This window comes from Pseudomonas sp. FP215, from assembly GCF_030687795.1.
Taxonomy (GTDB): domain Bacteria; phylum Pseudomonadota; class Gammaproteobacteria; order Pseudomonadales; family Pseudomonadaceae; genus Aquipseudomonas; species Aquipseudomonas salmasensis.
The window spans coordinates 4,848,533-4,874,118 of record NZ_CP117447.1; the positions used below are offsets into that span (position 1 = coordinate 4,848,533).

General features: G+C 60.4%; 10 protein-coding genes and 1 pseudogene. 7 read left to right on the forward strand and 4 right to left on the reverse strand.

The window, feature by feature from the left end:
- Nucleotides 1-14: 14 nt before the first annotated feature.
- Together PSH76_RS22055 and PSH76_RS22060 are read right to left on the reverse strand one after the other, a co-directional pair.
- Entirely contained in the window at nucleotides 15-287 is a 273-nt protein-coding gene (locus PSH76_RS22055) for a type B 50S ribosomal protein L31 (RefSeq protein WP_003188912.1), read from the reverse strand.
- A 756-nt stretch (nucleotides 288-1,043) separates the two neighbouring features.
- The gene (locus tag PSH76_RS22060) at nucleotides 1,044-2,033 is read right to left on the reverse strand and encodes a hypothetical protein (protein WP_305492912.1); all 990 of its coding nucleotides are present in this window, start codon (nucleotides 2,031-2,033) and stop codon (nucleotides 1,044-1,046) included.
- Between the two features lie 149 nt (nucleotides 2,034-2,182).
- Here PSH76_RS22060 and PSH76_RS22065 point away from each other — a divergent pair, with 149 nt between their 5' ends.
- The 6 genes and pseudogenes from PSH76_RS22065 (at nucleotide 2,183) to PSH76_RS22090 (ending at nucleotide 14,641) form a co-directional block, all read left to right on the forward strand.
- The gene (locus tag PSH76_RS22065) at nucleotides 2,183-3,802 is read left to right on the forward strand and encodes an FMN-binding glutamate synthase family protein (protein ID WP_032893353.1); all 1,620 of its coding nucleotides are present in this window, start codon (nucleotides 2,183-2,185) and stop codon (nucleotides 3,800-3,802) included.
- Between the two features lie 19 nt (nucleotides 3,803-3,821).
- A pseudogene (locus PSH76_RS22070) lies at nucleotides 3,822-3,932 on the forward strand (antibiotic biosynthesis monooxygenase); the annotation flags it as partial.
- A gap of 111 nt (nucleotides 3,933-4,043) precedes the next feature.
- Nucleotides 4,044-6,302, forward strand: coding sequence for a glycoside hydrolase family 3 N-terminal domain-containing protein (locus tag PSH76_RS22075; protein WP_305492913.1), 2,259 nt, complete (start codon nucleotides 4,044-4,046; stop codon nucleotides 6,300-6,302).
- A 286-nt stretch (nucleotides 6,303-6,588) separates the two neighbouring features.
- Nucleotides 6,589-7,719, forward strand: coding sequence for an OpgC family protein (locus PSH76_RS22080; RefSeq protein WP_032893354.1), 1,131 nt, complete (start codon nucleotides 6,589-6,591; stop codon nucleotides 7,717-7,719).
- Nucleotides 7,720-7,818: 99 nt separating this feature from the next.
- Entirely contained in the window at nucleotides 7,819-12,927 is a 5,109-nt protein-coding gene (locus PSH76_RS22085; RefSeq protein ID WP_305492914.1) for a hypothetical protein, read from the forward strand.
- Between the two features lie 160 nt (nucleotides 12,928-13,087).
- On the forward strand, nucleotides 13,088-14,641 hold the full coding sequence (locus PSH76_RS22090) for an IS3 family transposase (protein WP_305492915.1): 1,554 nt from the start codon (nucleotides 13,088-13,090) through the stop codon (nucleotides 14,639-14,641).
- Between the two features lie 579 nt (nucleotides 14,642-15,220).
- On the opposite strand, the gene PSH76_RS22095 is transcribed toward PSH76_RS22090, so the two are convergent.
- On the reverse strand, nucleotides 15,221-16,633 hold the full coding sequence (locus tag PSH76_RS22095) for an amino acid permease (RefSeq protein WP_044272099.1): 1,413 nt from the start codon (nucleotides 16,631-16,633) through the stop codon (nucleotides 15,221-15,223).
- A gap of 318 nt (nucleotides 16,634-16,951) precedes the next feature.
- The gene (locus PSH76_RS22100; RefSeq protein ID WP_305492917.1) at nucleotides 16,952-21,550 is read right to left on the reverse strand and encodes a hypothetical protein; all 4,599 of its coding nucleotides are present in this window, start codon (nucleotides 21,548-21,550) and stop codon (nucleotides 16,952-16,954) included.
- Between the two features lie 795 nt (nucleotides 21,551-22,345).
- Here PSH76_RS22100 and PSH76_RS22105 point away from each other — a divergent pair.
- Nucleotides 22,346-25,444, forward strand: coding sequence for a transglycosylase domain-containing protein (locus PSH76_RS22105; RefSeq protein WP_305492918.1), 3,099 nt, complete (start codon nucleotides 22,346-22,348; stop codon nucleotides 25,442-25,444).
- Nucleotides 25,445-25,586 lie beyond the last annotated feature (142 nt).

Here is a 25,586-nt window from a genome sequence, read left to right on the forward strand (position 1 = left end):
CCGCCGAATCATGCTCATTCATCCGCTTTTTTCGGGCTCGACCCGAACGAGGCAAAGCGCTTGTTGAACCCGGCAATCCGGCCTTCGGCCTGAGTCTTGCGCTGCTGGCCGGTGTAGACCGGGTGCGAGGCGCTGGAGACGTCCAGCGGGATGTAGGGATAGGTGTTGCCGTCGCTGTGTTTATGAGTGCGATCACTGTCGGCGGTGGAGCCGATGAGGAAGAACACGTCGGCGGCAGTGTCGTGGAACAGCACGGTGCGGTAGTCGGGGTGGATACCAGCTTTCATGAGGCCTCCGGGGCGTTTGGGCGTGGTTGATTTGTTATACAGTAACACAAGATCAAGCAGCCAAACGAGAGCCTATTGCAATAAGAATAGATTGCGCAGATCTATGGATATAGGTATCTCCCCCCGCGATCCAGATGTGGGAGCTGGCTTGCCTGCGATGACCATAGGTATCTACACAACTTCGATACGACGCTGGACCTGTGGCGAGGGAGCTTGCTCCCGTGACGACCGGACAGCTGGCGCCTATCTCCCTGAGGCACCGCAATCCAAATGTGGGAGCTGGCTTGCCTGCGATGGCGGCCTGACAGTCAACGCAGCTGGATTGTGTACATATCCATTGCTGCGGTAACGGCCACTTAGGGTTCCGCCCGGACGGCGGCTCACTTTTGAACAGCGCAAAAGTAAGCAAAACGCTCTTGCCCCACCACTCGGCACCTCGCCTAGGCTCGGTGTGCCCGTAATCCGCCAGTGATTTGGGGGGCCGCCGCCACGCGCCATCCATGGCGCGGGGCGGCTAAACCGGCATCCCTGCCGGTTTACCCCCCAAATCACCGTCGAATTCCGGCCAGCGTGGTTTGACGGGGCGCCTGAGATCAAGATCAAGAGCAGATCAAGAGCGACTCGCTTCGCATCGTGGTTACCGTTGAGCGCTACAGAGTTGTGTAGATATCTACGGACTTATCGGGCTTGTAGGAAATCAATTTCCAAGAATCAAAGCCATCTGGTTGAACGCCAACGGTTAAGCCCCCTCCGATTTCAGCTGCCCACCTTATTCAACACAGTCTTGACCTGTTCCGGCGTGGCCTCATTTTTGTTCACAGCACTGGCATACCCTTTTACGACACCCCAGATATTTCCCCGCGCAGCACTGGCGAGTGCTTGATCAAAACCATCGACCCGGGTTTTGTCAAAACCATCCTTGGCCCCCTTGAGGGCCCCGACCACCCCCTGGTCTGCATTGCCGATCCCCAGAAGAACATTGCTGAGCCCTGGGATAAACCAGGTTCTCTTGCCAGCCTCACCGGCAACCCACTGCAGGTTGTCTTTGTTGGTGCCGTCGGCCTTCACATGGGTATCGCTGGTGCTATCCAGGCGGTGATGGTCGCGCAAGGCGGAATAACCCTGCTCCGTAAAGTCTTTCCACATACCAGCCGGAGTTCCGCGCCGGGCATCACCGCTACGGGTGATTCCTTCAAGGTCGCCATTGCCATGGGCTTTGCCTCGATGTTCGCCGTCAGCCGATAAGGACGTATCAATATAGTTGAGCACCCGCGCAGCGTTGAAGGCGGCATCCGCTCGTGCTTCAGGGGCTTTGTTATTGCTCGTCCAATCACCCAGAAGTTTATAGGCCAATGGACGATTAATATCTTTTTGATGACCGAGGTTTTTGAGGATCGGATTGTCGTTGATGATTTGTTCCGCAATGCGGTTATCACCCGATGGACGGCCCGTGGCAAATTCCGGCTTTCGGCTCACATCCTGCTCAGGTTTCTCAATACCTTGCATGCGTTTATGCTCTTGAGCGACTTGCTCGCGTTGCAAGCCGGTTAACTGGCTTTTACTCCAGTGGGGGTTGGAAGGTATAGAAGCCGAGGCGGTATATAAATTATTCGATGCCGTTACCGTTATGGTCATATGCAAGTCACTCGCTCTTGCCGTTATAAATTCCGTCTTGATAAAAGTGTCCTTACTTTCCCATTGCCCGGTCACAACCAGACACCCAATGAATGGTGTCGGGGGCGTCATACGTTCCTCTATCAAGCTGATAGATATTTTTGTCTGTACAAATAAGCCGAAGTATAAAAAAACGACTGGGCGATCAATCCTTGTCCGTGCTTTGACGACAGGTGCAGAATGGGCAATCGACCTGAAGAGTCCGAACCCAAGGAAACCGTATGAGCCTGTCCTTGTTAAGCCGCTACGCCTTCTTCGCTGTGTGTGTCATTTTCACCCTCGCCAGCCTCCCCTTTATCGAACATGAATGGCTGTGGCCGATCACGATAGTCACCGGTGTACTCAGCCTGATCGGCATTTTCGACCTGCTGCAAACGCCCCACGCGGTGCGCCGTAACTACCCGATCCTGGGCAATATCCGCTACCTGGTGGAAACCATTCGCCCGGAAATCCGCCAGTACCTGCTGGAGTCCGACAGCGACGCCCTACCCTTCTCCCGTGCCCAGCGCTCGCTGGTGTATTCGCGGGCTAAAAACGAAACAGCAGACAAACCCTTCGGCACCCTGATTGACGTTTACCAGTCAGGCTTCGAATTTATCGGTCACTCCATGCGCCCTGCGCCCCTGAGCGACCCCAGCAGCTTTCGCGTGATGGTCGGCGGCCCGCAGTGCACGCAGCCGTACTCGGCGTCGGTGTTCAATATCTCGGCGATGAGCTTCGGCTCGTTGAGCGCCAATGCGATCCGCGCACTCAACCACGGCGCCAAGCTCGGCAACTTTGCCCACGACACCGGCGAAGGCAGCATCAGCCCCTACCACCGAGAAAACGGCGGCGACCTCACCTGGGAACTGGGCAGCGGTTACTTCGGCTGCCGCACCAGCGACGGCCGTTTCGACCCCGAACGCTTCGCCGTGCAGGCCCAGGACCCGCAAGTGCGCATGATCGAAATCAAGATGAGCCAAGGCGCCAAGCCCGGCCATGGCGGAATTCTGCCCAAGCACAAGGTCACCCAGGAAATCGCCGACACCCGCGGCATCATGATGGGTGAAGACTGCATCTCGCCGTCGCGCCACAGCGCGTTTTCCACGCCAATCGAGCTGATGCAGTTCATCGCTCAGTTGCGTGAACTGTCGGGCGGCAAACCAGTGGGTTTCAAGTTCTGCCTAGGCCACCCGTGGGAGTTCATGGGCATTGCCAAGGCCATGCTCGAAACCGGCATCCTCCCGGACTTTATCGTGGTGGACGGCAAGGAAGGCGGCACCGGCGCCGCGCCGGTGGAGTTCACCGATCATATTGGCGTGCCGCTGCGCGAGGGCTTGCTGTTTGTGCACAACACCCTGGTGGGCCTGAACCTGCGCGACAAGATCAAGCTCGGCGCCAGCGGCAAGATCGTCAGCGCCTTCGACATCGCCAGCGTCCTGGCCATCGGCGCCGACTGGGCCAACTCGGCACGCGGCTTTATGTTCGCCATTGGCTGCATTCAGTCTCAGTCATGCCACACCAACAAATGCCCGACCGGCGTGGCGACTCAAGACCCGCTGCGTCAACGCGCCCTGGTGGTGCCGGACAAGGCCCAGCGGGTATTCAACTTCCACCGCAACACCCTGCACGCCCTGGCAGAAATGCTCGCTGCCGCAGGGCTGGAGCACCCGTCGCAATTGTCAGCCAAGCACTTGGTACGGCGCATGTCGGCGACGGAGATCAAGCTGTTTTCACAGCTGCATGTGTTCTTGAAGCCTGGCGAGTTGCTCACTGGAGAGGTGAACGGCGAGTTTTACTCGCGGATGTGGCAGATGGCGCGGGCGGATAGTTTTGAGCCCCATGAAATCGCTGCGGCCTAAAGGACACCTAGCATGTTGAAAGTCATCGCTGGATGCGCATTGCCAGACCGAGCACTTCACCCGTTTGGTACCGCAGATCAAGGCGTATCAGGCCAAACCGTGCAGGGTCTTGCTGATGGACGCTGTCTGAGAATACCCCGCTTGTCTGAAACGGGCGCGCACTGTCAATTCTGACAGTAGATGATTTTGCTCTGATGCAAAACACTTGAAGGCATCAACCCTACCCATGGACGGGTGAACCATGCCTATACATGTTGCTTCATTGCTGCTCGCCTGCCTCCCACTGCTGGCGCTAGCCCAAGACGATCCGGTTGAACGCTTGCTGGCGCAAATGACCCTTGAAGAAAAAATTGGCCAGCTCAGCCAACTTGGCATCCAGGCTACGCCCACCGGCCCCGCCATTGATCAAGGCACGCAAACACAGATGCCCGTCACCCTGGTGGGGTCGGTACTGGGGGCGAGTACCGCGCAACAGACCCGCCAGTTGCAAGAACAGGTGGTCAACGGCTCTCGCCTGCATATCCCCTTGTTATTCGCCTATGACGTACTGCACGGTTTTCGCACGGTGTTTCCAGTGCCATTGGCGCAAGCCTCGGCCTGGGACCCGGACCTGACACAACGAACCGCACGCGCAGCAGCCGTAGAAGCCACCGCCAGTGGCGTGCATTGGACCTTTGCGCCCATGGTCGATGTTACCCGTGATCCGCGCTGGGGGCGCGTGGTGGAAGGCGCAGGTGAAGATCCGTTTCTGGGTTCTGCACTGGCTGCTGCCCTCGTGCATGGCTTTCAGGGCGCAGGTGCCCCCGACATCTCGTCGATGCTCGCGACGGCAAAACATTTCGTGGCCTACGGCGCTGCCGAAGGCGGTCGAGACTATAACGTTGCCGACCTGTCGGAACGTACGTTGAGAGAGGTTTACTTACCTCCCTTCCAGGCCGCCGTCGCGGCCGGCGTCGATGCAATCATGCCGTCCTTCAACGAGTTGGCCGGCATTCCCATGCACCGCCATACCGCCCTGCTGGCCGGTCTGTTGCGCAAACAATGGGGGTTTACCGGCTTGCTGGTCAGTGATTTCAATGCTGTCTGGGAACTGGGCCCACAAGGCATTGCTGCCACGGCAGCCGACACCGCACGGCTGGCGTTCACTGCCGGGGTGGATATCGAGATGGCCAGTCAATCCTATCGCCAACACCTGCCGACGCTGGTGCGCAACGGTCAGGTATCGCGCAAAAGCGTGGACGACGCGGTGCGTCGCGTACTCAAGACTAAGCAACGCCTGGGGCTGTTCGATGCCCCCTATCGGTACAGCGACGAAGCCCGCGAGCGGGCCAACCAGCTCACGCCACAACACCGCGCCCTGGCTCGAGAAGCGGCGCAGAAATCCATCGTCTTACTGAAAAACAGCGGCCCGTTGCTGCCGCTTTCCAAACAGCCGGGCAAGGTATTGGTGACCGGCAGCCTCGCTTCGGACGCCAGCGCCACGATCGGCCCATGGGCCGGGGCCGGACGCGCCGAAGAGTCCGTCACAGTGCTGCAAGGACTGCGCAATGCAGTCGCACCTGGCAGCGAGATTGTTTACCTGCCCGGCGCCTCGCCCAGCAGCCCGCATGTCCAGGACATCAAGCAGGTCGAACACACGGCGCGTGAAAGCGACCTGCTCATCGCCGTGCTCGGAGAAACCGCAGAACAGAGCGGCGAAGCCCATAGTCGCGCCGAACTCGGCCTGCCGGGTGGGCAGAATGCGCTGCTAAGCACATTGCTGAACACAGGAAAGCCGCTGGTCATCGTCCTGATGAACGGCCGCCCGCTGGTGCTCGATGAGTCAGTCCAACAAGCGCCTGCCTTGCTCGAAACCTGGTTCCTGGGCAGCGAGACCGGGAATGCCGTGGCCGATGTGCTCTTTGGTGACGTTAACCCCAGCGGCAAGCTGCCAATGACGTTCCCACGTCATGTGGGCCAGATACCGATTTACTACGCGCATAAAAATACCGGCCGCCCACCCAGCGGTGATGGCAGTTACGCATCCGCCTACATTGATGTGCCCTGGACACCCCTGTATCCGTTTGGCTTCGGCTTGAGCTACACCTCCTTCGTCTACTCCTCTCCTCGCCTGAGTAGCCCTCGACTGACCTCCACCCAGACGCTGGCGGTTGAAGTCACCGTCACCAATACCGGTAAACGCGCCGGTGATGAAATCGTCCAGTTGTACCTGCGCGATGATATTGCCAGCGTCACTCGACCAGTGCGCCGGTTACGGGGTTTTCGCAAGATTCATTTAGCACCGGGCGAAAGCCGCAGCGTCAGCTTTACCCTGGGCCAACCGGACTTTGCCTTGCTCGACGAGCATTTTTCGCCGAAGGTCGAGGCCGGCAGTTTTACCGTCTTCGTTGGGCCGGATTCGGCGACTACCAACCAGGCGCATTTCGAGGTGAGCGATACGCGCGGGTTGCCTATTGCGGGCAGTCTGTCCCACCGGCGTTGCCCATTGCGCGCGCAGTAAAACGCGCACCAGGCTGACCAGCGAAAACACCAGCACAGTGACAATCCCTGGCATATGCAGATGGTCGCCCAGCCATCCCACGGCCACGCTCAAGCCGCCCATGCAGGTCATGAACAGCAAGTAGCGGCCCAAGGAAACGGGTCTATCCCCAAGCGCAATTGAGACATTCAGCAATACCCAGCCTTTGCAATTGCTTACAAATACCGCCAACCTGCGCCCGCCCGACGTGCGGCGACGCCCGCGCTCACCTATCGTCATTCCACTACTTGCTCAAGAGCCCGCTGCCATGCTGAACGGACGCGACCCGCGCATCGATTTTTTTCGGGGCCTGGCGTTGATCTTCATTTTCTGGGATCACGTGCCCCATAACCCCTTGGCCAACGTCACCGTGCAGAACTTCGGGTTCAGTGACGCCGCGGAAATCTTCGTATTCCTGGCCGGCTATGCAGCCGTGTTGGCCTACGGCAAGATCCTGCAGCGCGATGGCTATTTCATTGCCTGCCTGAAAATCCTGCGTCGGGTGTGGACGCTCTACGTGGTGCACATTTTCCTGCTGGCGCTGTTGATGGGCATCGTGATTTTCGCCAACAGTCATATCGAAACCCGCGACCTGGTGCAGGAGATGGGCCTGGAGTACTTCCTCAACAATACCCAACAGGCCTTGGTCGATGAGTTGCTGCTGCGCTTCAAACCCAACCTGACCGACCCGCTGCCGCTGTATATCGTGCTGATTCTCAGCCTGCCCATTACGCTGCCGTTACTGTTGCGTGCGCCCACGATCACCGTGGCGATCTCGCTGGCCGTATACCTGCTGGCGCCATGGCAGGGCTGGAACCTGCCGGCCAGCAACGGCGGAGTCTGGTACTTCAACCCCATCACCTGGCAGTGCCTGTTTATCCTCGGCGGCGCAGCGGCCTTGCGTTCGACGCCCCCTACCAAACGACAGCCACTGCTTCGCCAACCGTTGTTCATAGCGGCTGCGGCGTATGTGCTGACGACCTGCGTGATCACCCTCTCGTGGCGCTGGCCCGAGGTGCACGACGCCTGGATGCCGCGCGTGATTGGCGAATGGCTGTACCCCATCAGCAAGACCGACCTGTCACCGGTGCGCTTGCTGCACTTTCTGGCCCTGGCCTACGTCACCGCCAAACTGCTCCCCGGTGTCGGCTGGACGCAACACGGGCTGGCGCGACAACTGGTGCGGATGGGACGCTACTCCCTGGAGGTGTTTTGCCTGGGTGTGGTGCTGGCGCCGTTGGCGGACATGGTCAATGCCCTGACCGGCGATACCTTCGCCATGCAGGTATTCACAGCGCTGGTGGGGGCCGCCGTGATGAGCTTGTTTGCCGCGTGGCTGGAGTTCAACAAGCAATTGGACCAGCGGCGAGCCACCTTGCCCCAGTCTCCCGCCACATAATTAGCGCCTGGCCCATCCGCCGGGGTGTTTCCATTTCTGTCCATTTAAGCAGTGAAAGGGCAGCCAAGAGGGCTGCCCTTCTGGACAGGAAACCCACGGATGACCCCGCTGAATCTGAGCAAAAGCCTGCGCCAGGATGGCGACAGGCTGATGACCACTGCCTTGATCGAACATCTCAAGGCACCCCACTCCACGCCCTCCGAGACGCTATCGATCCCCGCACAATGCTCGCTGGGCAACTGGTGGCAGGTGTACCGCCAAGCGTTGGAGCGTCCACGATTCTTGGACTGGGCCCAACGGCAGTCGCTGAACCTGGCCGACCTCAGGGTACGCAACGGCACACTGCATACCCAAGACAAAACCTTCACCCTTGACGACCAGAGTGATTGGTACCGGCTCGCACCGCCGGTCCTGGCCATTACCCAGGTGCTCGACCCCGACGCGCTGGGGCTACCCGTTCCCGACGAACACCTGGCATTGAGCGTTCGGCACATCCTGCGGTTTTACGGTTACCCACAGCCAAACACCCGTGCCCAACGAGGTGCAGTGATAGATGCCCTGAGCCACCTTCAATCATTTTTCTGGCGTGCTGAACCCCCTTTGTCAGAAGCGTTCCAGCAGTTGGAACAGGACCGTCAGACAGTGGCGCAACAGTTGCTGGCCGGAATCACTGCGCAGGATGAGGACGACCGGCCATTCAGCCTGTTCACGCTGTACCGCACCCGATGCTGGCTGACCTCAGGCTCGTTCTGGGCGAGGAGCATGGAAGCCGCCGCAGCTTTGCTCCAGGGCATTACCGCACATCCACAGTTCCTGGCCCTGGATCAAACCCAGGACCTGGTCCCAGGGCACTATTTTTTTGATGTCACCCGACAGTCGATCAAAGGGGCGGGGCCCAGTGGTACGCCGCTCGAGATCCACTACGAGCAACTGGCACAGCTGCCTCTGGAAGGCGCTCTTGAACGCTTGCAAGACCTCGCAAACGCCATGCAACTGTCCATCTCCCTGGATGGAAAATTCAACCTGGCTCAACTGCTCACCCTGCATGATCTGCCTTTGCCCGATACCCGCGAAGCGGCCTGGGACCTGATAGAACAATTACGCATCCCGCCCCCCATCAACGTTCCGCCGATAGACGACCAGGCCGATTCCGACATGGCCATACAGGTGCATCGGCAATGGTTCACCGCGGAACATGAGCGCGACAACCTGGCTCATGCCCAAGGCATCCAGCCCGAATGGGCCATGCCGGTAAAACCTCGCCTGGGCAATTACTGGGAAGGCTTGGGCCTGCCCCAACCCGGCGCCTTGACGCTTTCGGCCGAGCAACGCCTCACGGTGATGAACATCACCCGCAAGTTTCTGCCACAGCCCAATCAAGGGCTGCTCGAACGGTTGATCAACGACCCGTTACCCGCCCCACCTGATGAACAGTTGCACCAGCTATTGGCCCACCCAACCGCGCAAAAACTGGCCGATCAATTGATCGATGCGATGCAATGGTACGGTCATGCCCCTGGTCAGTTGGCCAACCGGTCCAGTCGTAACACCTTGCTCCTAAGCGCTCTGATCCTGGATCTCGACCCCCAGGCCGGTCAGAGCCGCTACACCATCGTTGGCCTCAACCTCAATCAGAGTGACTGTTGGGGGCATCGCTATGCGGACCTTCGTCGCACAGTAGAACTGCACCTGATCCAGAGCGGTGTCGCCACTTCGCGCTCCACCGCACTGGCCGCGCACCTGTTGCTGGCAGGTATCGCCCCGGAGTTTCTGGTAGGTCAGCTCCCCGACTCGCTCTACTTCATGACCTCCCATGCCTGGCTGCTTTTAAAACAAGGGGTGATGCTCGCAGAAGCGCTCGTCTGCGGCTCATCACGGCACCTGCGGTTCAGCGATATCGTAGCGCTCACTACCCAGGAGCTGGACGCCGCCGAACAACCCCTGTGGCGTGCTCACTACACCACCAGCACGTTGATTGACTGGGCTGTCGCACAAGGCCAACTGTCACCTGTGAATGAACACAGCACTTACAGCCTTCAGAGCATCAACACGCTTCAAAATACGCTTATAGAACGTGTCGACACGTTGGGGGACGCGTCCAGAACCTTACGAACCCCTCTCATTACACGCCGCCGTATTGCGCTCAATGACCTGAAAAAAATATTCCGGGGAAACCGGCTACTGAAGAAGAAATGCCTGCGCTGGGCACAAGGGCCACAACGCAGACCTTCTCACCTTCCGGCCCCCGGCGCCCACCTGCAATCGCTGGTGGACCTGCACATGAGTGGCGCATTACAGCCTTTGGCCGAGCAGTGGAACTCTGTAGACCCGGCGCTGGACCTGGCCGAAATGAAACAGCACTTTCGCCGCCTTGGCGACGTCAACACCTTATTCAACGAAGCCAGCATCGCTCATGTCGCACAGCTGAAAGAGGCCTACACCACCGTCATCCGCTACCTGCTCGCACAATTACCCTTGGCGGACCGCGAGCACTTGCAAAAGGCCGCCGTGCAACTGCTGGTGGTGAGGCGACCGGCGAACAAACCCCAGATCGAAGAGCAACCGGGGGAGAAAATGGCCCGTACCGGCCGCTTCGGCGTGATCCTGCGGTGTGAGGCCTTGAACGGTCACCATGACTACGAACTGTTCCCGCTGTTGAACCTGGCGTATAAAAACGTCCGCCTTCCACACACACTGGAGCTGGGAGGCACTCCATTTACCATCCAGACTGGCAATGTCCACAGCACACAGCCGACCTCGCAGCTGCATATCGGCAGCTTGCTGGCCCTTGACGAAACAGCCTACCTGACCGGCAGCCCGCCCAGAGCAGATCAGTCTTCAAGCGTAATCATCGATCGGTTGTGGCGTGTCGAGGCCACAGAGGCCACCACTCAGGCGCTGACTTTCGATTCGCCAAGAGCCTTGACCCTGGCGAAGGCCATCGTCAATCAACACTTCTTCCAGGACATCGACACCCTGGTGGCACAAGCCAGAGGCTCAACCCTGCTGGAAGACCGGCAAAAGACTGCTCAAGCGGTGTATCAGGCTTTACTGGGCCTGATCCCGCTGTGGTCATGCACTCGGGACTTGGCCTCGGGCGATACCAAGCGCATGATCGAGGGCGCCTATGGATGCTTCTTCGATGTGTTTGGCCTGCTCGCACCCACCAAAGGTTTAGTGCTCTCCAGCATCGCGCGCCTGGGGAAAGGCGCACCCGCCTACATCAAGCTGCTGCAACTGACCAAGCTCGGTGCCACGTACCTGAATGCAGTATTCAATCCTTTCGACAGCTTGCCGTCGGTGCTACGCCTGGGCCGCCATGGCCTGGTACACCTGAATCAGGCCGGCATGCGTGCGTTGGAGGGAGCGATCCGGAATACACGCCTGCGGCTGAACCCAGGCCCCAGCGTTGACTACACCCGCCTGCTCAACAGCGCCGACATCGCACCGGCCACCCTGACGCGCGCCGATGGGGTGGCGCAGGTGCTGGCGATAAAGCGCTCCAGCGCCTGGTACGCCTTCGACCCTTTCAGCTCAAGACCTTACGGGCCGCCGCTTGCAGACCTGCGGCTGGACACGGCGATAACAGTCATCCCGCACCAATCGGTGGGTGGCTATAAGGCCAGAATCACCGAACCGCTGTTCAAAAAACCTGCGCTGCTGATTCAGCGCGCCAACGCTACAGATCTGCTGGACCAAAATCGGGTATGGCGCTTGCCCCACGATGCACAAACGCACATGGACGAACTCACCTCCCCGGTACATGCCTGGCACGTAGACACCTTCGATCACCTGTGTGCGATCCGCAGAAAAAAACGCAGCCTCATCCCCATCGTTTGCTTCACCAAACGCCTGTATGAGTTTGCACATTCGATTCACTTGCGCCGGGTCCAGGCACTGGACCACGTTCGACTGATACCAGCCCCGGTGATCGACGGACAAAAGCGCCAGCTGGTCTATCACCGACGCATTCATGAAGTCACACCGCGCGTTACCGAGTTCGAACTGACACCCTTGCCTGCGTCGACGCCCCTGACCTACAAAACCAACGTCATCGGCAGGCGCATTGATAACGAGCCCCAGTTCGGCCTGCCCGGAGACGATTTTGACAACGTACTCAGCCGACAGACCCAGGTGGTGGAACTCACTGGCATCGTTGATGGCATCAACGACAGCCGTACCCTCAGAGCGCTGCTGGTCAGTGTGCCGGGCAAAGATCATTGGGTGGTCGAAGCCGATGTTGGCGTCTTTTACCGAGCGCCCGCAACAACCACAGGGTCGAGCGTTGTGCACTTTGAACAACTGGATTACAGCGTCGGTGGCGAGCACGTCGCACTGATCGATGCCTTCGGTGAGCGCAAGAATCAGTTCTTGAAAGCAGCACAGCTCATACCCGACCAACCGTTGGTGGCACTGCCGACGCTGGAAGTCCTGTATCGACAGTTAGCTCACCGTGGCTTCAGCGCCGAAAAAATTGCCCTCTTGCGTAAGCGTGTCAGCGGCCTTCGAACCATCAAGCAACGCGAGTTGCTGCTCAACCTCAGTGATCAAGGCCGCAGCCTGAACATCAACTTCGTATCCCGCCCTGTGCAGCTCGACATCTGGCCACCGCGGCCTGGCACGACGCCACATCCCAGCCCCGCGCAAATCAATCGCTACCTGGCCGAACAAGCCAACGCCAGCACCGCGGCGCTGGTTGAGAGAACCCAGCTCAAGTCCGCCAATGTCCAGGGTCCCACGCTGGATGAGCTGCGCCGTGTGCAAGAGGCACAATCGGTGGTGATGTGGGAGTACAGCAAGATCGGCCAGCCGAACTACACGGAGATCATCCTCAAGACCGGTGCCGGCAACTGCGACCAGATGGCTCATGTTGCCTGTGAAATGATTCGAACCAATGGCGGTACGGCTCAGGTCTGGGTCTGCCAGGTTCATACCTTTGTGGTGGTGGGCACGATCCCCACAGGCTTGAGCCAGACGCTGGACTTCCAGGAGACCGGGTGGGCCGATCTATGGATCAGCGACCCTTGGGCAGCCATCACTTGCCCGGCAAAGGACTACATGAGGACACTGGAGATCAAGATGATTACCTGGGACCTGGAAGATATCCTGGTGTTTTTCTACGACGGGAAAGCCTATCGCTGGGAGCGGGCTAATCACCCGGACTGGTTGCGGTTGTTACTCACCACAACTAAAAGCCCAAAGCCATAACCGTCGCGAGCAAACACGCTACCCTGTTTTTGATCCGATTTGGCCTCAGCGGTAACCACGATGCGAAGCGAGCCGCTCTTGATCTTGCCCCCCGGTGTCAGGGTAGTTGTCGTGTCCCCCGCTTTTTGAAAAGCATTCCGGGGGCGGCAAGAGTATGGTCATGCCTTTCTATTCAGAAGAACGTAAAGCTGCGCTGCTGAAAATGATGCTTCCGCCCCTGAGCCTCTCGGCGGCGGAGGTCGCTCGGCGCGAAGGTTGTAGCGATATGTCTCTCCATTATTGGCGCAAACAAGCTGCCGCCAGAGGAACGCAATTGTCCGATGCCAAGCAACCGGCCGAAAATTGGTCAGCCGAATCCAAGCTGGCGATCATCATAGAAACAGGTTCGCTATCGGAACTGGAAATCGGTGAGTACTGCCGACGAAAAGGTATTTTTCCCGAGCAAATAACCGATTGGCGCAACGCTTTTATTGCCGGCAGCACGAAACAGTCAACCGCGAAAACTGCAAGCTCCGGACAGTCACGAGATGATAAAAATCGTATCCGTGAACTTGAACGTGAGTTGCGCCGCAAAGATGCAGCCCTGGCTGAAACAGCGGCTTTACTGGTACTACGAAAAAAAGCTCAATGCCTACTGGGGGAGCGACGACGAGGCCACCTGACCTTGTTGCCAGAACGGTATTTACTCGTTGATTGGCTTAATGAAGCCATTCTGGCGGGCGCCCGCAGGGCGCCTGCTTGTCAGGAGGTAGGCATTTCACTGAGGACGCTGCAACGCTGGAGCTTGCCGCAAGAACTCTTGGCAGCTGGACGCACGACGACGCTCAGGCCGATACCGAACAACGCGCTCAGTGAGCTTGAGCGACAAGGCATCGTGACGCTGTGCAACAGCAAAGCTTACGCGCACCTCCCGCCAAGCCAGATCGTGCCGCAATTGGCCGATGAAGGAAGATATGTAGCCTCGGAGGCGACTTTTTATCGTGTGCTGCATGCGGCAGGTCAGCAGCATCACCGATCCAGAGCCAAGCGACCGCATCGCCATGAGGCACCGACCACTTACGCAGCGACTTCAGCTAATCAGGTGTGGTCATGGGACATCACCTACCTGCCGTCCCCGGTTCGCGGGAAATTTTACTATCTCTATCTGATCGAAGACATCTACAGCCGAAAAGCCGTGGGCTGGGAAGTTTATGAAGCCGAGAGCGGGGAAAAGGCGGCAGCGTTGCTGCAACGAAGCGTGACTCAGGAGAAGTGTTGGCGCCAGCCGCTGGTGCTTCACTCGGACAATGGTGCACCAATGAAATCGGTGACGTTACTGACCAAGATGTATGACCTGGGCATCACGCCGTCTCGCGGTCGACCACGGGTTAGCAACGACAACCCGTACTCGGAATCACTGTTCAGGACACTGAAATACTGCCCGCAGTGGCCACAGGCAGGGTTTACCAGCCTGGATGATGCGCGTATCTGGGTGAGGAATTTTATGACCTGGTACAACACCGTGCACCGTCATAGCCGGATCCGCTTCGTAACACCGGCTCAACGTCATGAAGGAAAAGACCGAGAAATCTTGGCTCGTCGAGATGCGATATACCGGCAGGCCAGAGAGAAAAGACCGGAACGATGGTCAGGAGAGACACGCAACTGGAACCCTATCGGGACGGTGTATCTGAACCCCGAAAGGGAGCTGACCGTGGTAATAAAAATCGCGTAGCGCGACGGTGGACGCGACAACTACCTTGAAAAACGCCGTTGCTCTGCTTTTGATCTTGATCTGAAGCGCCCCGTTAAACCACGCTGGCCGAACGCAGGCTTGAATTCGTGGGTAACCCGGCAGGACGCCGGGTTAGCCGCCCCGCGCCATGAATGGCGCGTGGCGGCGGCCCACGGATTCAAGCCTGCGTTCGGGCACACCGAGCCTAAGCGAGGTGCCGAGTGGTGGGGCAAGAGCGTTTTGCTTACTTTTGCGCTTTTCAAAAGTGAGCCGCCGTCAGGGCGGAACCCTAAGCGGCCGTTACCGCAACAATGGATATGTACACAATCCAACTGTGTTGACTGCCAGGCCGCCTTCGCGAGCAAGCCCGCTCCCACAGTTGGATCGTGGGGTATCAGGTAGATATGGGGCGGCTGTCAGGCCGCCATCGCAGGCAAGCCAGCTCCCACATATGGATCGCGCTGCGTCAGCTAGATCAGCTCCGGCTGTCAGGCCATCGCGGGAGCAAGCTCCCTCGCCACAGGTTCGGCGTCATACCGAAGTTATGTAGATACCGATGCACCGGAGGCCAGGCCGGCATCAACCAGCGGAACGCACCGCCGCATCGCTCGGCTGCAACTTGAACGCGTAATACAACACGGTCAACAACACCAGAAACGCAGGCCCTACATACAGCGCCACACGGGTCTCGGGGAAGTACGCCATCAGGCCCACCACCAGCACCAGGAACGCCAGCGCCAGGTAGGAGCTGACCGGGTACAACCACATGCGGTACTTGAGGCCCGCTTGCTCGGCCGGGCTCAGGCCTTTGCGGAATTTGAGCTGGGCCAGCAGAATCATCAGCCAGGTCCAGATCGCACCGAAGGTAGCGATGGAAGTCACCCACACGAACACCTGGTCTGGCACCAGGTAGTTGAGCAGTACGCCCAGCAACAAGGCAAAGATCGACAACAGCAACGCCTTGCGTGGCACGCCGTTACTGGAGGTGGTGCCGAACGTCGCCGGCGCCTGGCCGTTCTGCGCCAGGCTGTAAAGCATGCGCCCGGTGCTGAAGATGCCGCCGTTGCAGGACGACAACGCGGCGGTGATCACCACGAAGTTGATAATGCCCGCCGCGGTCTTGATGCCCAGGCGCTCGAAGGTCATCACGAACGGGCTGCCCTGGGTGCCGATTTCATTCCACGGGTAGATCGACAGGATCACGAACAACGCACCCACATAGAACAGCAGGATGCGCCAGAACACCGAGCCGATGGCGCTGGGAATGGTCTTCTGCGGGTTGCGCGCTTCACCGGCGGTGAGGCCGATCATCTCCACGCCCAGGTAGGCGAACATCACCATCTGCAACGACATCAACACGCCCTGAACGCCGTTGGGCATGAAGCCGCCGTGGGTCCACAGGTTGGAAATACCCAGCGCCACGCCGTCATTGCCGAAGCCGAACGCGATAATGCCCACGCCGCCGATCACCATCGCAATGATGGTGACGATCTTGATCAACGCGAACCAGAACTCGAACTCACCGAACGCCTTGACCGCGATGAGGTTAATGGTGCCCATGCTGATCAGCGCCGCCAGGGCCCAGATCCAGCGTGGCGTGTCGGGGAACCACACGCCCATGTACACCGCCACGGCGGTGATTTCCGCGACGCAGGTCACCAGCCACAGGAACCAGTAGTTCCAACCGGTGAGAAAGCCAGCCAAGGGGCCAAGGTAGTCCTGGGCATAACGACTGAACGAACCGGCTACGGGGTTGTGCACCGCCATTTCGCCGAGGGCGCGCATGATCACCAGGATCGCCAGGCCGCCAATGATGTACGAGAGCATGATGGCCGGGCCGGCCATTTCGATCGCCTTGGCCGAGCCGAGAAACAGGCCGACACCGATACAGGCGCCCAGGGCCATCAAGCGAATGTGGCGCTCGCCCAGTTCACGTTTGAGCGGGCCGCCTTGAGCGGTCTCGCCAGGGGGCAGTGGTTTGCCAACAGGCATAGGGATACAACCTCATTTTGTTATTGGATTTAGCCACCGAGTCTCAGGCGTATCAGCGGGTGGGCTCATACACCGACCGGACCGGGCCTGCCTCGTGGGCAAACCCGCCTGGCGCAAATGCGCGGCCAGGACAGCGGGGCGTGCAGTATAAAAAGCTACCGATAGGGCTTTTCACTCAATAAACGGCAAAATTTGGCGATAAGCCCCGGAAAAATCGGCTTCGACGGATCGGCTTCCCGCTGTCTAGACCGGCCCTGCCAGGGCAAAACGGCGCAGAGTATTACATAACTTTAAAAACACAGGCTTATCCAGCGCGCCTCAGTCCACACTGAAAAACAGGCGCCTGGCCAGGCGTCGGGAAATGCTCGCGCGCTCGATTTCCAGGGTTTGTCGCACGCGCCCGGTCTGGCCGGTGCGGATGCGCGCAAACGCCTGGGCCTCCACCTCGGCCTGGGCCTGGCGCCCCAACCGTTCCTGCTCGGGGCTCTTGAGGTGGGCAGCATCGTCTTTGTAATGGTCGTCCGGTCCTACGCGGCTGTCGTAGTGAAAATGCGCGTAGCACAGTGGCTGGCCGGTGTGGCTGTCCACGACGGCGTACACCTGTAAGAAGTCCCGAGGCTTGCCTTTGATCGGCACGCGTGCGCCCTGCCTCACAATGCGTACCTCATTGAGTGAGTGCAGAAAATCCACATCTTCCGCGCTGCTCAACTTGAGCTTGCTGGCATGCACCCGCGCCTGTACACCCGCTGCATCCAGACGCACCGCCGCGGCCCGAAGGTCGCTGGCCCGGACGCGGGCGTTGGCCTGTTGCGTCGCCGCCAACCTCGACACGTCCAACTGGCGCAGTTTGCTGTCGATATCGGCGGCGAGCATCCGCCGGCTGTTGGCCTGCGCCGCGAGCAAGGCCTGCAGCGACTGCGGCTCGCACTTGCCAGTCATGGCCTGCACGTTGTCGATGGCCTTGTCGACATCTGCCAGCAAGCGTTGCCCCTTGTTCATCAACGCACCCAATTGCGGGTTGGCCACACGCGGCCTGGCCGGCGGCTCCAGCGGTTCCCATACACCGTCCTGCGCCTCGGTGAAGGTGGCAATCACAGTGCCTTTGTTATCAACCAGTTCCGCCGTGCCGGTGTCGCCGACCCGGGTCGGCGCCTTGATACGGGCGACGTACACATCACGGTTGCGGGTGCGAATGATCTTTTTCTGTCGTGCACCCGTCGCCTGGGCTGGCTTAGCCGGCCTGGTGCCTGGTGGCGGCGCGAGCAAATCGGCCAGCGCTTGCTCCACATGCTGATGCAGGCTGGCCAGCAAGGCCTGGAGTTTTTCCAGGTTAGCCAGGTCGAAGGTGTCCGGGGCCATGGCGCGCCAGAAATGAATATGATCATCGGTCGTGGCATAGACATGACTGAAGCTCTTGAGCAGCTCGACCCGCTCTTCATGGGTGGCGGGCATGTTTTCCAGCTCGGCCAGGGAGCGACTGGCCCAGCGGGCACGATTGATCACTTGGTTAAAGCTGTCGAAAAACTCTTCCTCCAAGGGCGGGCCCTCGATACTGATGGTGATGCCCCACAAGGTGACCAGTTGCAAGGCTTGCAGGTCGAGGATCGATGGGCGCGCCGGTACATCCGCCGCCAGCGCACGCGCCTTGTTACGCCCCAGGCGTGGCACCGCTTGCAGTTGGTCCAGGTAGGCGCGCTCCAGGGTGCGCCAATGGATCGCAGACTCTTCGGCGTCGACCTGTTCACGCATGCGCAAGTCAAGGTCGGCGTGGGCCTGGCGGTTGAGGTCGGAGCCGGCTTCGTCTTCGCTCTCGTTCTCCAGCACCTCCAGCAACGGCTTGATGCGATCATTGATCTGCGCCATCTGCTCACGCATGTGCACATCCAGCAAACGCAGGCTCAAAATCAGCGACTCAAGGACTTCACACAGCTCCTGCTCATAATGGGGGCGTGGCTTGATTTCACGCATGCGCATCAGCAATTGCAGTTCCTCTTGGGAACATTGCACCTTGTTTTGCAGTTCCTTGCGGTAACGCTCGCGCAACGTGGCCCGTTGTTCCTCGCTGACCTTGCTGGTTGTTTCCCGCGCCAGATGGCGTGCCACTTCCATCGTCGCGTTGGCCCTTGCCCGCCTGCGACCTGCCTCGCGGTATTGCTGCGCAAGGCTCGACAGCGACGCCTCGCCGGCCTTCAACTTGGCGTCGACGGCGGCGTCGGCATTGCCGCCCGCCAGGCGCAACTGCCCATCGAAATCCCATTGCCCCTCGCCCAAAGGTTTCAACCAGGGCCCCAGGGTGCTGCCATCGGCGCTGACTACCCGCACCGCACCGGCTTTGTCCGTGACGCGGTACAGGTGCCCGCGTATCAGCGCCTGCCACTGCGCCGGGGTGTGCGAGGTATCGCGCAGCAAGCCACGCTGCGGTCCGCTTTGCTCGGCCCCGGCCCATGAACCGGAAAAAGCCCGGAGACTGAGGCCGCGCGCCCGTGCGATCTGTGCGGCATTCAGATTGCCGCGGGCATTGGCCCAGCCGGCCGGCGCAGTGAAGCGCATGGGCACCGGCACCTGCGTCGGCACTGGCGGGCTCGATTCTGGCCGCGCCAGCGAGGCAAACACCGGCGCCTCCAGTTGCAGAGGCCGCAGGGGGTCGTGGGGCGCCGCCTGATGAGCGAGGATCACCATGAGGTTGGTCAACACATCCATCACCGCCGCGCTCTTGGCCTGCGGATCATCGCTGGCCAGGCGCTGGATATCGCTTTGCAGGCTGTCCACCAATTGCAGCAACCACCCGCCCAGCATCAACGGCTCGCCGGCAAACGGCAGCACGGCACCCAACAGCAACCAGCCGGCCTGTTTCAACTGCGCCCAGCGTTGCTCGGCATTCGACACCGATTGCCGGTCGGCCAACGCCACCAGCGCCTTGGCAGTGCCGTGGAAAATCAGGCGGGCGGGGTCCTCGGTACTCAGTTGCTTGCTGAGTTGCACCGGCGCCGGTTTTTCATAAGCGGTGAACTCATCGCCAGGCAAAAAGTGGCGGATATGCGGCTCGTTGAAACCACCGTGGGCATACACCGCTTGCCGCGCCGGGGCCAGCCACGCCAGTACCTGGTCTTGCAAGGCACCCGGGGCCTTGATCGCGTCAAGCAGTGCCCGGATGGACACGAACGCCTGCAGCGTCGGCGTCAGCAAAGGTCGGTACAACAGGTGCACGCCAACACTTTCATCCCGAGGCCCGATGATGAACTGGTTGGTCACCTCGTCCGTCACCGCACCGGGCGCAGCCTTGAACGCCAACGGCCACACGGCCATGGCCCGGCCTTGCACTTTGCGTTGAGCAGCCGAGGCTTGCAACGCGGCGTGCACACATTGAAAGCCAGCTTCGGTCAGGCCCTGTTCGGCCTTGATCTTCAACGCCAGCGCCAGCATCGGCAGTTGCACCCGCAACTGGGCCTGGAACAACTGCAAACGGCGCGCCGACTCTTGCGGGTCATCCAGCAGTTTTTTCTTCAGCAGGTCCGGGTAGGCCTGGCCCACGTCGGCCTTGGTCACACAGCGTTGGAGCAGGCTGTAGGTCAGCCACTTGGGAGCTTTGGCGCCCTTGAGGGTGATGTCGCTGGCGGTATGGGGAAAGCCGGCCAGGTTTTCCAGGGCCAGTTCGGTCATGGTCAGGGTGACCGGGTCCACTTCGCCGGCGATAAAGCCTCCCTCCACCGGGACGGCGGCGGCAACCACGCGATTGAATGTCAGTTGGATATCTTGCGCGCGCAGCTTCTGGGCAGCGGGCTCAGTGTGCAGACAGGTTTGCAAGGCGTTGTCGGCAAACTGCCGGATCGAGTCAATGCCGTCCAGAAAGTGCTGGCCGTTGCTGCGCTGGCGGGCCAGCACCAGGTTCTGGAGCAGGCGCGCATAGGCGATGCTGTCGGCATCGTCGGCCTGGGCAAGCCAGTTTGGCATGGCGCTGCGCAGGGTCTGTTGCAAGGGAGTCAGGCTGGCAACGAACCAGCGACGTGGGTCGGTGATGTGGTCCAACAGCCTCTGATGCTGCCCCGACAACAGGGGTTGGTGGCGGTCGATGCTGTCGATGTCGCGCAATTGCTGCGCCAGGTAACTGGCCGCCAGGGCATCGAAGGGATCGCCCTCAACGTCCTGGACAAACCATTGGCCTACCGCACCATAGGCCGGTAATAGCGCGGCGACGTCGTCCAGGCGGGCTAGCGGGTGGATACCACTGGCGGGGCTGAACACCAGGGCTTGCTGCCCATGGCTGAGCACCAGCACCGGCAGCATCTGCGGCCCGTCCGGGCCTGGCTGGTACAACGCCTGTACGCGCAAGGCTTCACCCTGAGCATTCCATTGTCGGTCTGGCCGCACGGGGTGCAGCAGATGCCTGGGGAACAGCGTGGCGAATTGCGCTTGGCTCAAGCCAGGCGGTTTGGGTGAGTCGTACAGCAAGGCCAGCAGGTCGTCCGAGAGGTAACCCCAGCGCGTCATGTCCACCGGCAATGCTTCACGCCACCAGGCTTGCAGGCGTTGCGCATAGGCGCTGAGCAAGAGCGCGCCGCAGCGGTTGATCAGCGGCTCAAGCTGCGCAAGAGCCGGCCCGCCCGGCTCGAAGACCTCGCGACGCCGCTGCACGACCTTATGAAACTCCGGCACCAGCAACATGGTTTTCGCGCTGGCCAGCCGCTGCACCACACGCTCGGCCAGGGATTGGTAAGCCAGCGTGCCGTCGCTGTCGTTGGGAGTGCCGATGTAGATCAGGCCGGCTCGCCATATGCCGGTACCCAGGTGCTGGTCCAAGTAGGCCTGGGCGCTGTCTTGCGCAACCACTAGCAATGAGGGCGGCTCGCGAAACAGGGTTTCGATTTGCTCGAGGGTGGTTTGGCGGGGTGAGTCTGCAGAAGTATCGAGGGGCATCATGGAGGGCTCGGTATGCGGCTAAACCGCAGACGCTACTGGCTGGCGCAGCGTTGACGGCTGTAAACAGTTAGCTCTACAGGAGATGTGCCAGGCGCTAATTTTGTGAGCCATACATGACCACTGCGGGAGCTGGCTTGCTTGCGATAGCCATAGGTATCTACACAACTCTGCAGCGCTCAACGCTAACCACGATGCGAAGCGAGTCGCTCTTGATCTTGCTCTTGATCTGCTTGTGATCTTAGGCGCCCCGTTAAACCACGCTGGCCGGAATTCGACAGGGATTTGGGGGGTAAACCGGCAGGGATGCCGGTTTAGCCGCCCCGCGCCATGGATGGCGCGTGGCGGCGGCCCCCCAAATCACTGGCGAATTACGGGCACACCGAGCCCCGGCGAGGTGCCGAGTGGTGGGGCAAGAGCGTTTTGCTTACTTTGCCGCTTTTGCAAAGTGAGCCGCCGTCAGGGCGGAACCCTAAGTGGCCGTTACGGCAGAAATGGATATGTACTCGGTATCTGTGTCGCCTGTCAGGCCGCCTTCGCGAGCAAGCCCGCTCCCACAGTTGGATCGCGGGGCGTCTGGTAGATAAGCGTTGGCTGTCAGGCCGCTATCGCAGGCAAGCCAGCTCCCACAATTTGATCGCCGGGCGGCAGGTAGATAAGTGTCGGCTGGCAGGCCGCCTTCGCAGGCAAGCCCGCTCCCACAGAAAAATCCTCTGCCCGACAAACCTCGTGACGCAGGCAAACTGCGTCTACGCTTCAGACAAGTCCGATCAATCTGTAGGAATGGATCAATCGACTATGGGCGCTCTGCAGCACACCAATGCCACCCAGGCTGACCTCGACCCCGACAGCCCGTCACCAGCGCCTTTGCCGAAAAAAACCAGACCCTGGCGTCGCGTGGGCTGGCTGATTGTGTTGATGGCCTTGATCGCCCTGGCTTTCGCCGTGCATCGGGAGGTGCAGACCTCACGCTGGCAGGCCCGCGTATTCAGCGAATGGGCGGCGAAGCTGACCTACCAGGTGGCCCCCGGCGCCAGCGATGCAATGGTGTACCCAGGCGCAGGCCCCTTCGATCAGCGGTTGGGCTACAGCGCCCTGGGCGAGTTCCTGCCGCGCTTGCTCAAGCGCAATTACATGATCGAATCCCAGGCGCGCTTTTCCGAGGCGTTGATGGACTACAGCCGTCATGGCCTGTTTATCCCCTACGCCGAGAAAATCCAGGCCGGCTTGACCCTCACCGATTGCCGCGCAGCACCGCTGTATCAATTCAATTACCCGACCCAGCTTTACGCCCGCTTCGATGACATTCCGCCGCTGATGATCCACAGCCTGCTGTTTATCGAAAACCGTACGCTGCTCGATCCCGAGCCCGCGCAAGCCAACCCGGCCGTGGACTGGCCGCGCTTTGCCAAGGCGGCGTGGTCGCAGGTGGCGCGCCAGTTGCACCTGCCGGGGCAGGCGGCGGGCGGTAGCACCCTGGCCACCCAGCTGGAAAAGTACCGCCACTCGCCCGACGGCCTGACCCTGTCGGGCAGCGAAAAAATCCGCCAGATGCTCTCCGCCAGCGTGCGCGCTTACCAGCATGGCCCCGATACGCTTGCGGCGCGGCGCAACATAGTGCGCGATTACCTCAACAGCGTGCCTCTGTCGGCCGTGCCGGGCCATGGCGAAGTGCATGGCATGGCCGAAGGGTTGCGGGTGTGGTACGGCGCCGATTTCGCCCAGGTCAACCGCGCTCTTCAGGACACCGCCACCACACCGGCCAGCCTGGCGGCGCGGGGCTTGGCGCTGCGTGAGGTGTTGTCGTTGATGATCGCCCAGCGCCGCCCTTCCCATTACCTGGCCAACGGTCGCGACGAACTCAAGCAACTTACCGACAGCCACCTGCGGCTGCTGGCGCAGAACGCGGTGATCGACCCGCCGCTGCTCAAGGCCGCCCTGGCCGCGCGCGTCACTTATCGCGACTGGCTGCAACAGCCCACACTGCAACCGATCGACAGCAACAAGGGCGTGAGCGTGGCCCGCAGCCGCCTGGCGGCCCTGCTCAACCGGCCCCTGTACGACCTCGACCGCCTTGACCTCGCAGCCACCAGCACCTTGCAGGCCGAGCTGCAAACCCAGGTCACCGCCTACCTCAAGCAACTGGCCGACCCGGTATTCGCGGGCAACATCGGCCTGCTCGGCGAACGCCTGCTGACGCCTGCCAGCACGCCGCAAGTGCGCTACAGCTTTACGCTGTTCGAACGCACCGCCGACGGCTCACGGGTGCGGGTGCAAACCGACAACACCGACCAGCCCTTCGATATCAACGAAGGCAGCAAGCTGGAACTGGGCTCCACCGCCAAGTTGCGGGTGCTCACCACCTACCTGCAAATCATCAGCGAACTGCATGATCGCTACGCCACCCAAACCCCGGCGACGTTGAAAAAAGCCGACATCGCCGAGCAGGACCGGCTCAGTCGCTGGGCCATCGATTACTTGCTGCAGGCCCCGGATAAATCCCTGGCAGCCATGCTAGAGGCGGCCCTGGACCGCACCTATTCAGCCAGCCCCAACGAAGGGTTTTTCACGGGTGGCGGGATGCATTACTTTCACAACTTTCGCAACGAAGACAACGGCCGCAGCCCCACATTGCGTGACGCGCTGCGCGAGTCGATCAACCTGCCGTTCATTCGCCTCATGCGCGACCTGACGCGCTACGTCACCTACGCGGGCGCCAACAACAGCGCACAATTGCTCAAGGATGACGGCGACCCACGCCGCCAAGAATACCTGGCCCGATTCGCCGACCGCGAAGGCACCACCTTCCTGCTCAAGTTCTGGAAGAAGTACCAGAAAAAAGACACCCAGGCGCGCCTGGAAACCTTCCTCGACAGCCTGCACCCCACCGCGATCCGCTTGGCGGCCGTGCATCGCTACCTGTTTCCTGAAGCAAACCCGGACACTTTCAACCGCTTCGTGCGCTCCCACCTGACCGGTGTAAAAAACACCACTGCCCTCAGCGACGAGCGCCTGCAACGCCTGTACAAAGATTACGGCCCCGGCACCTACGACCTGCCCGACCAGGGCTATATCGCCAAGGTCCACCCCCTGGACCTATGGTTGCTCGGTTACCTGCTCAACCACCCACAGGCCACCTTCACCGAGATGGTCAAGGCCAGTCAGTTCGAGCGCCAGGAGGTGTACAGCTGGCTGTTCAAGAGCCGTCATCAAGGCGCGCGTGACAGCCGGATCCGCACCATGCTGGAAGTCGAAGCATTCCTGGATATCCATCAGCGCTGGCAAGCGGTGGGGTACCCTTTCGATCATCTGGTGCCGTCACTGGCCACCGCCATTGGCAGCTCGGGAGACCGCCCCGCCGCGCTTGCCGAACTGATGGGCATCATCCTCAACGACGGGGTGCGCGGCAAAGTGCTGCGCATCGACAGCCTGCATTTTGCCGCCGGCACCCCTTACGAGACCCGCGTGGTCAACACACCCGACCCCGGCAAACGGGTGATGCCGTCCGAAGTCGCCAGTGCCTTGCGCGGGGCGTTGTCACGGGTGGTGGACGCTGGCACGGCCAAGCGCGTGTCGGGCAGTTTCACCCAGGCCGACGGCACGCCAATGGCCATGGGCGGCAAGACCGGCACGGGCGATAACCGCATCCAGGCAATGGGCGCGGGCGGGCGCTTGATCAGTTCCAAGTCGATCAACCGCACCGCCACGTTTGTGTTTTTTATTGGTGACCATCACTTCGGCACGCTCACCGCATTTGTGCCTGGCAGTTCGGCGCAAGGTTTCAAGTTCACCTCGGCGTTGCCGGTGCAAGTGCTCAAAGGCATGGCGCCGATGTTGATGCCGTATTTGAAGCCGGGCAACCAGACCCTGTGCCAGCCCAGTGTAAGCACGCACTGAGTAGGCAACAATTCAACGTAGCGATAAAAGGTCCATGCGGTGGTTATGTAGGGTCGCCCCTATGCTCAGGGTTAGTAGTTTAGGTGGAGTCGATTGTTCGACTCACGAGGGGTGCCCTCACCCTATTTCTACAGGAAACCCA

What these genes read in the sequence shown, in the direction of transcription:
- PSH76_RS22055 (WP_003188912.1), bottom strand. Translation starts at nt 287, where the DNA reads ATGAAAGCTGGTATCCACCCCGACTACCGCACCGTGCTGTTCCACGAC.
- PSH76_RS22060 (WP_305492912.1), bottom strand. Translation starts at nt 2,033, where the DNA reads ATGACGCCCCCGACACCATTCATTGGGTGTCTGGTTGTGACCGGGCAA.
- PSH76_RS22065 (WP_032893353.1), top strand. Translation starts at nt 2,183, where the DNA reads ATGAGCCTGTCCTTGTTAAGCCGCTACGCCTTCTTCGCTGTGTGTGTC.
- PSH76_RS22075 (WP_305492913.1), top strand. Translation starts at nt 4,044, where the DNA reads ATGCCTATACATGTTGCTTCATTGCTGCTCGCCTGCCTCCCACTGCTG.
- PSH76_RS22080 (WP_032893354.1), top strand. Translation starts at nt 6,589, where the DNA reads ATGCTGAACGGACGCGACCCGCGCATCGATTTTTTTCGGGGCCTGGCG.
- PSH76_RS22085 (WP_305492914.1), top strand. Translation starts at nt 7,819, where the DNA reads ATGACCCCGCTGAATCTGAGCAAAAGCCTGCGCCAGGATGGCGACAGG.
- PSH76_RS22090 (WP_305492915.1), top strand. Translation starts at nt 13,088, where the DNA reads ATGCCTTTCTATTCAGAAGAACGTAAAGCTGCGCTGCTGAAAATGATG.
- PSH76_RS22095 (WP_044272099.1), bottom strand. Translation starts at nt 16,633, where the DNA reads ATGCCTGTTGGCAAACCACTGCCCCCTGGCGAGACCGCTCAAGGCGGC.
- PSH76_RS22100 (WP_305492917.1), bottom strand. Translation starts at nt 21,550, where the DNA reads ATGATGCCCCTCGATACTTCTGCAGACTCACCCCGCCAAACCACCCTC.
- PSH76_RS22105 (WP_305492918.1), top strand. Translation starts at nt 22,346, where the DNA reads ATGGGCGCTCTGCAGCACACCAATGCCACCCAGGCTGACCTCGACCCC.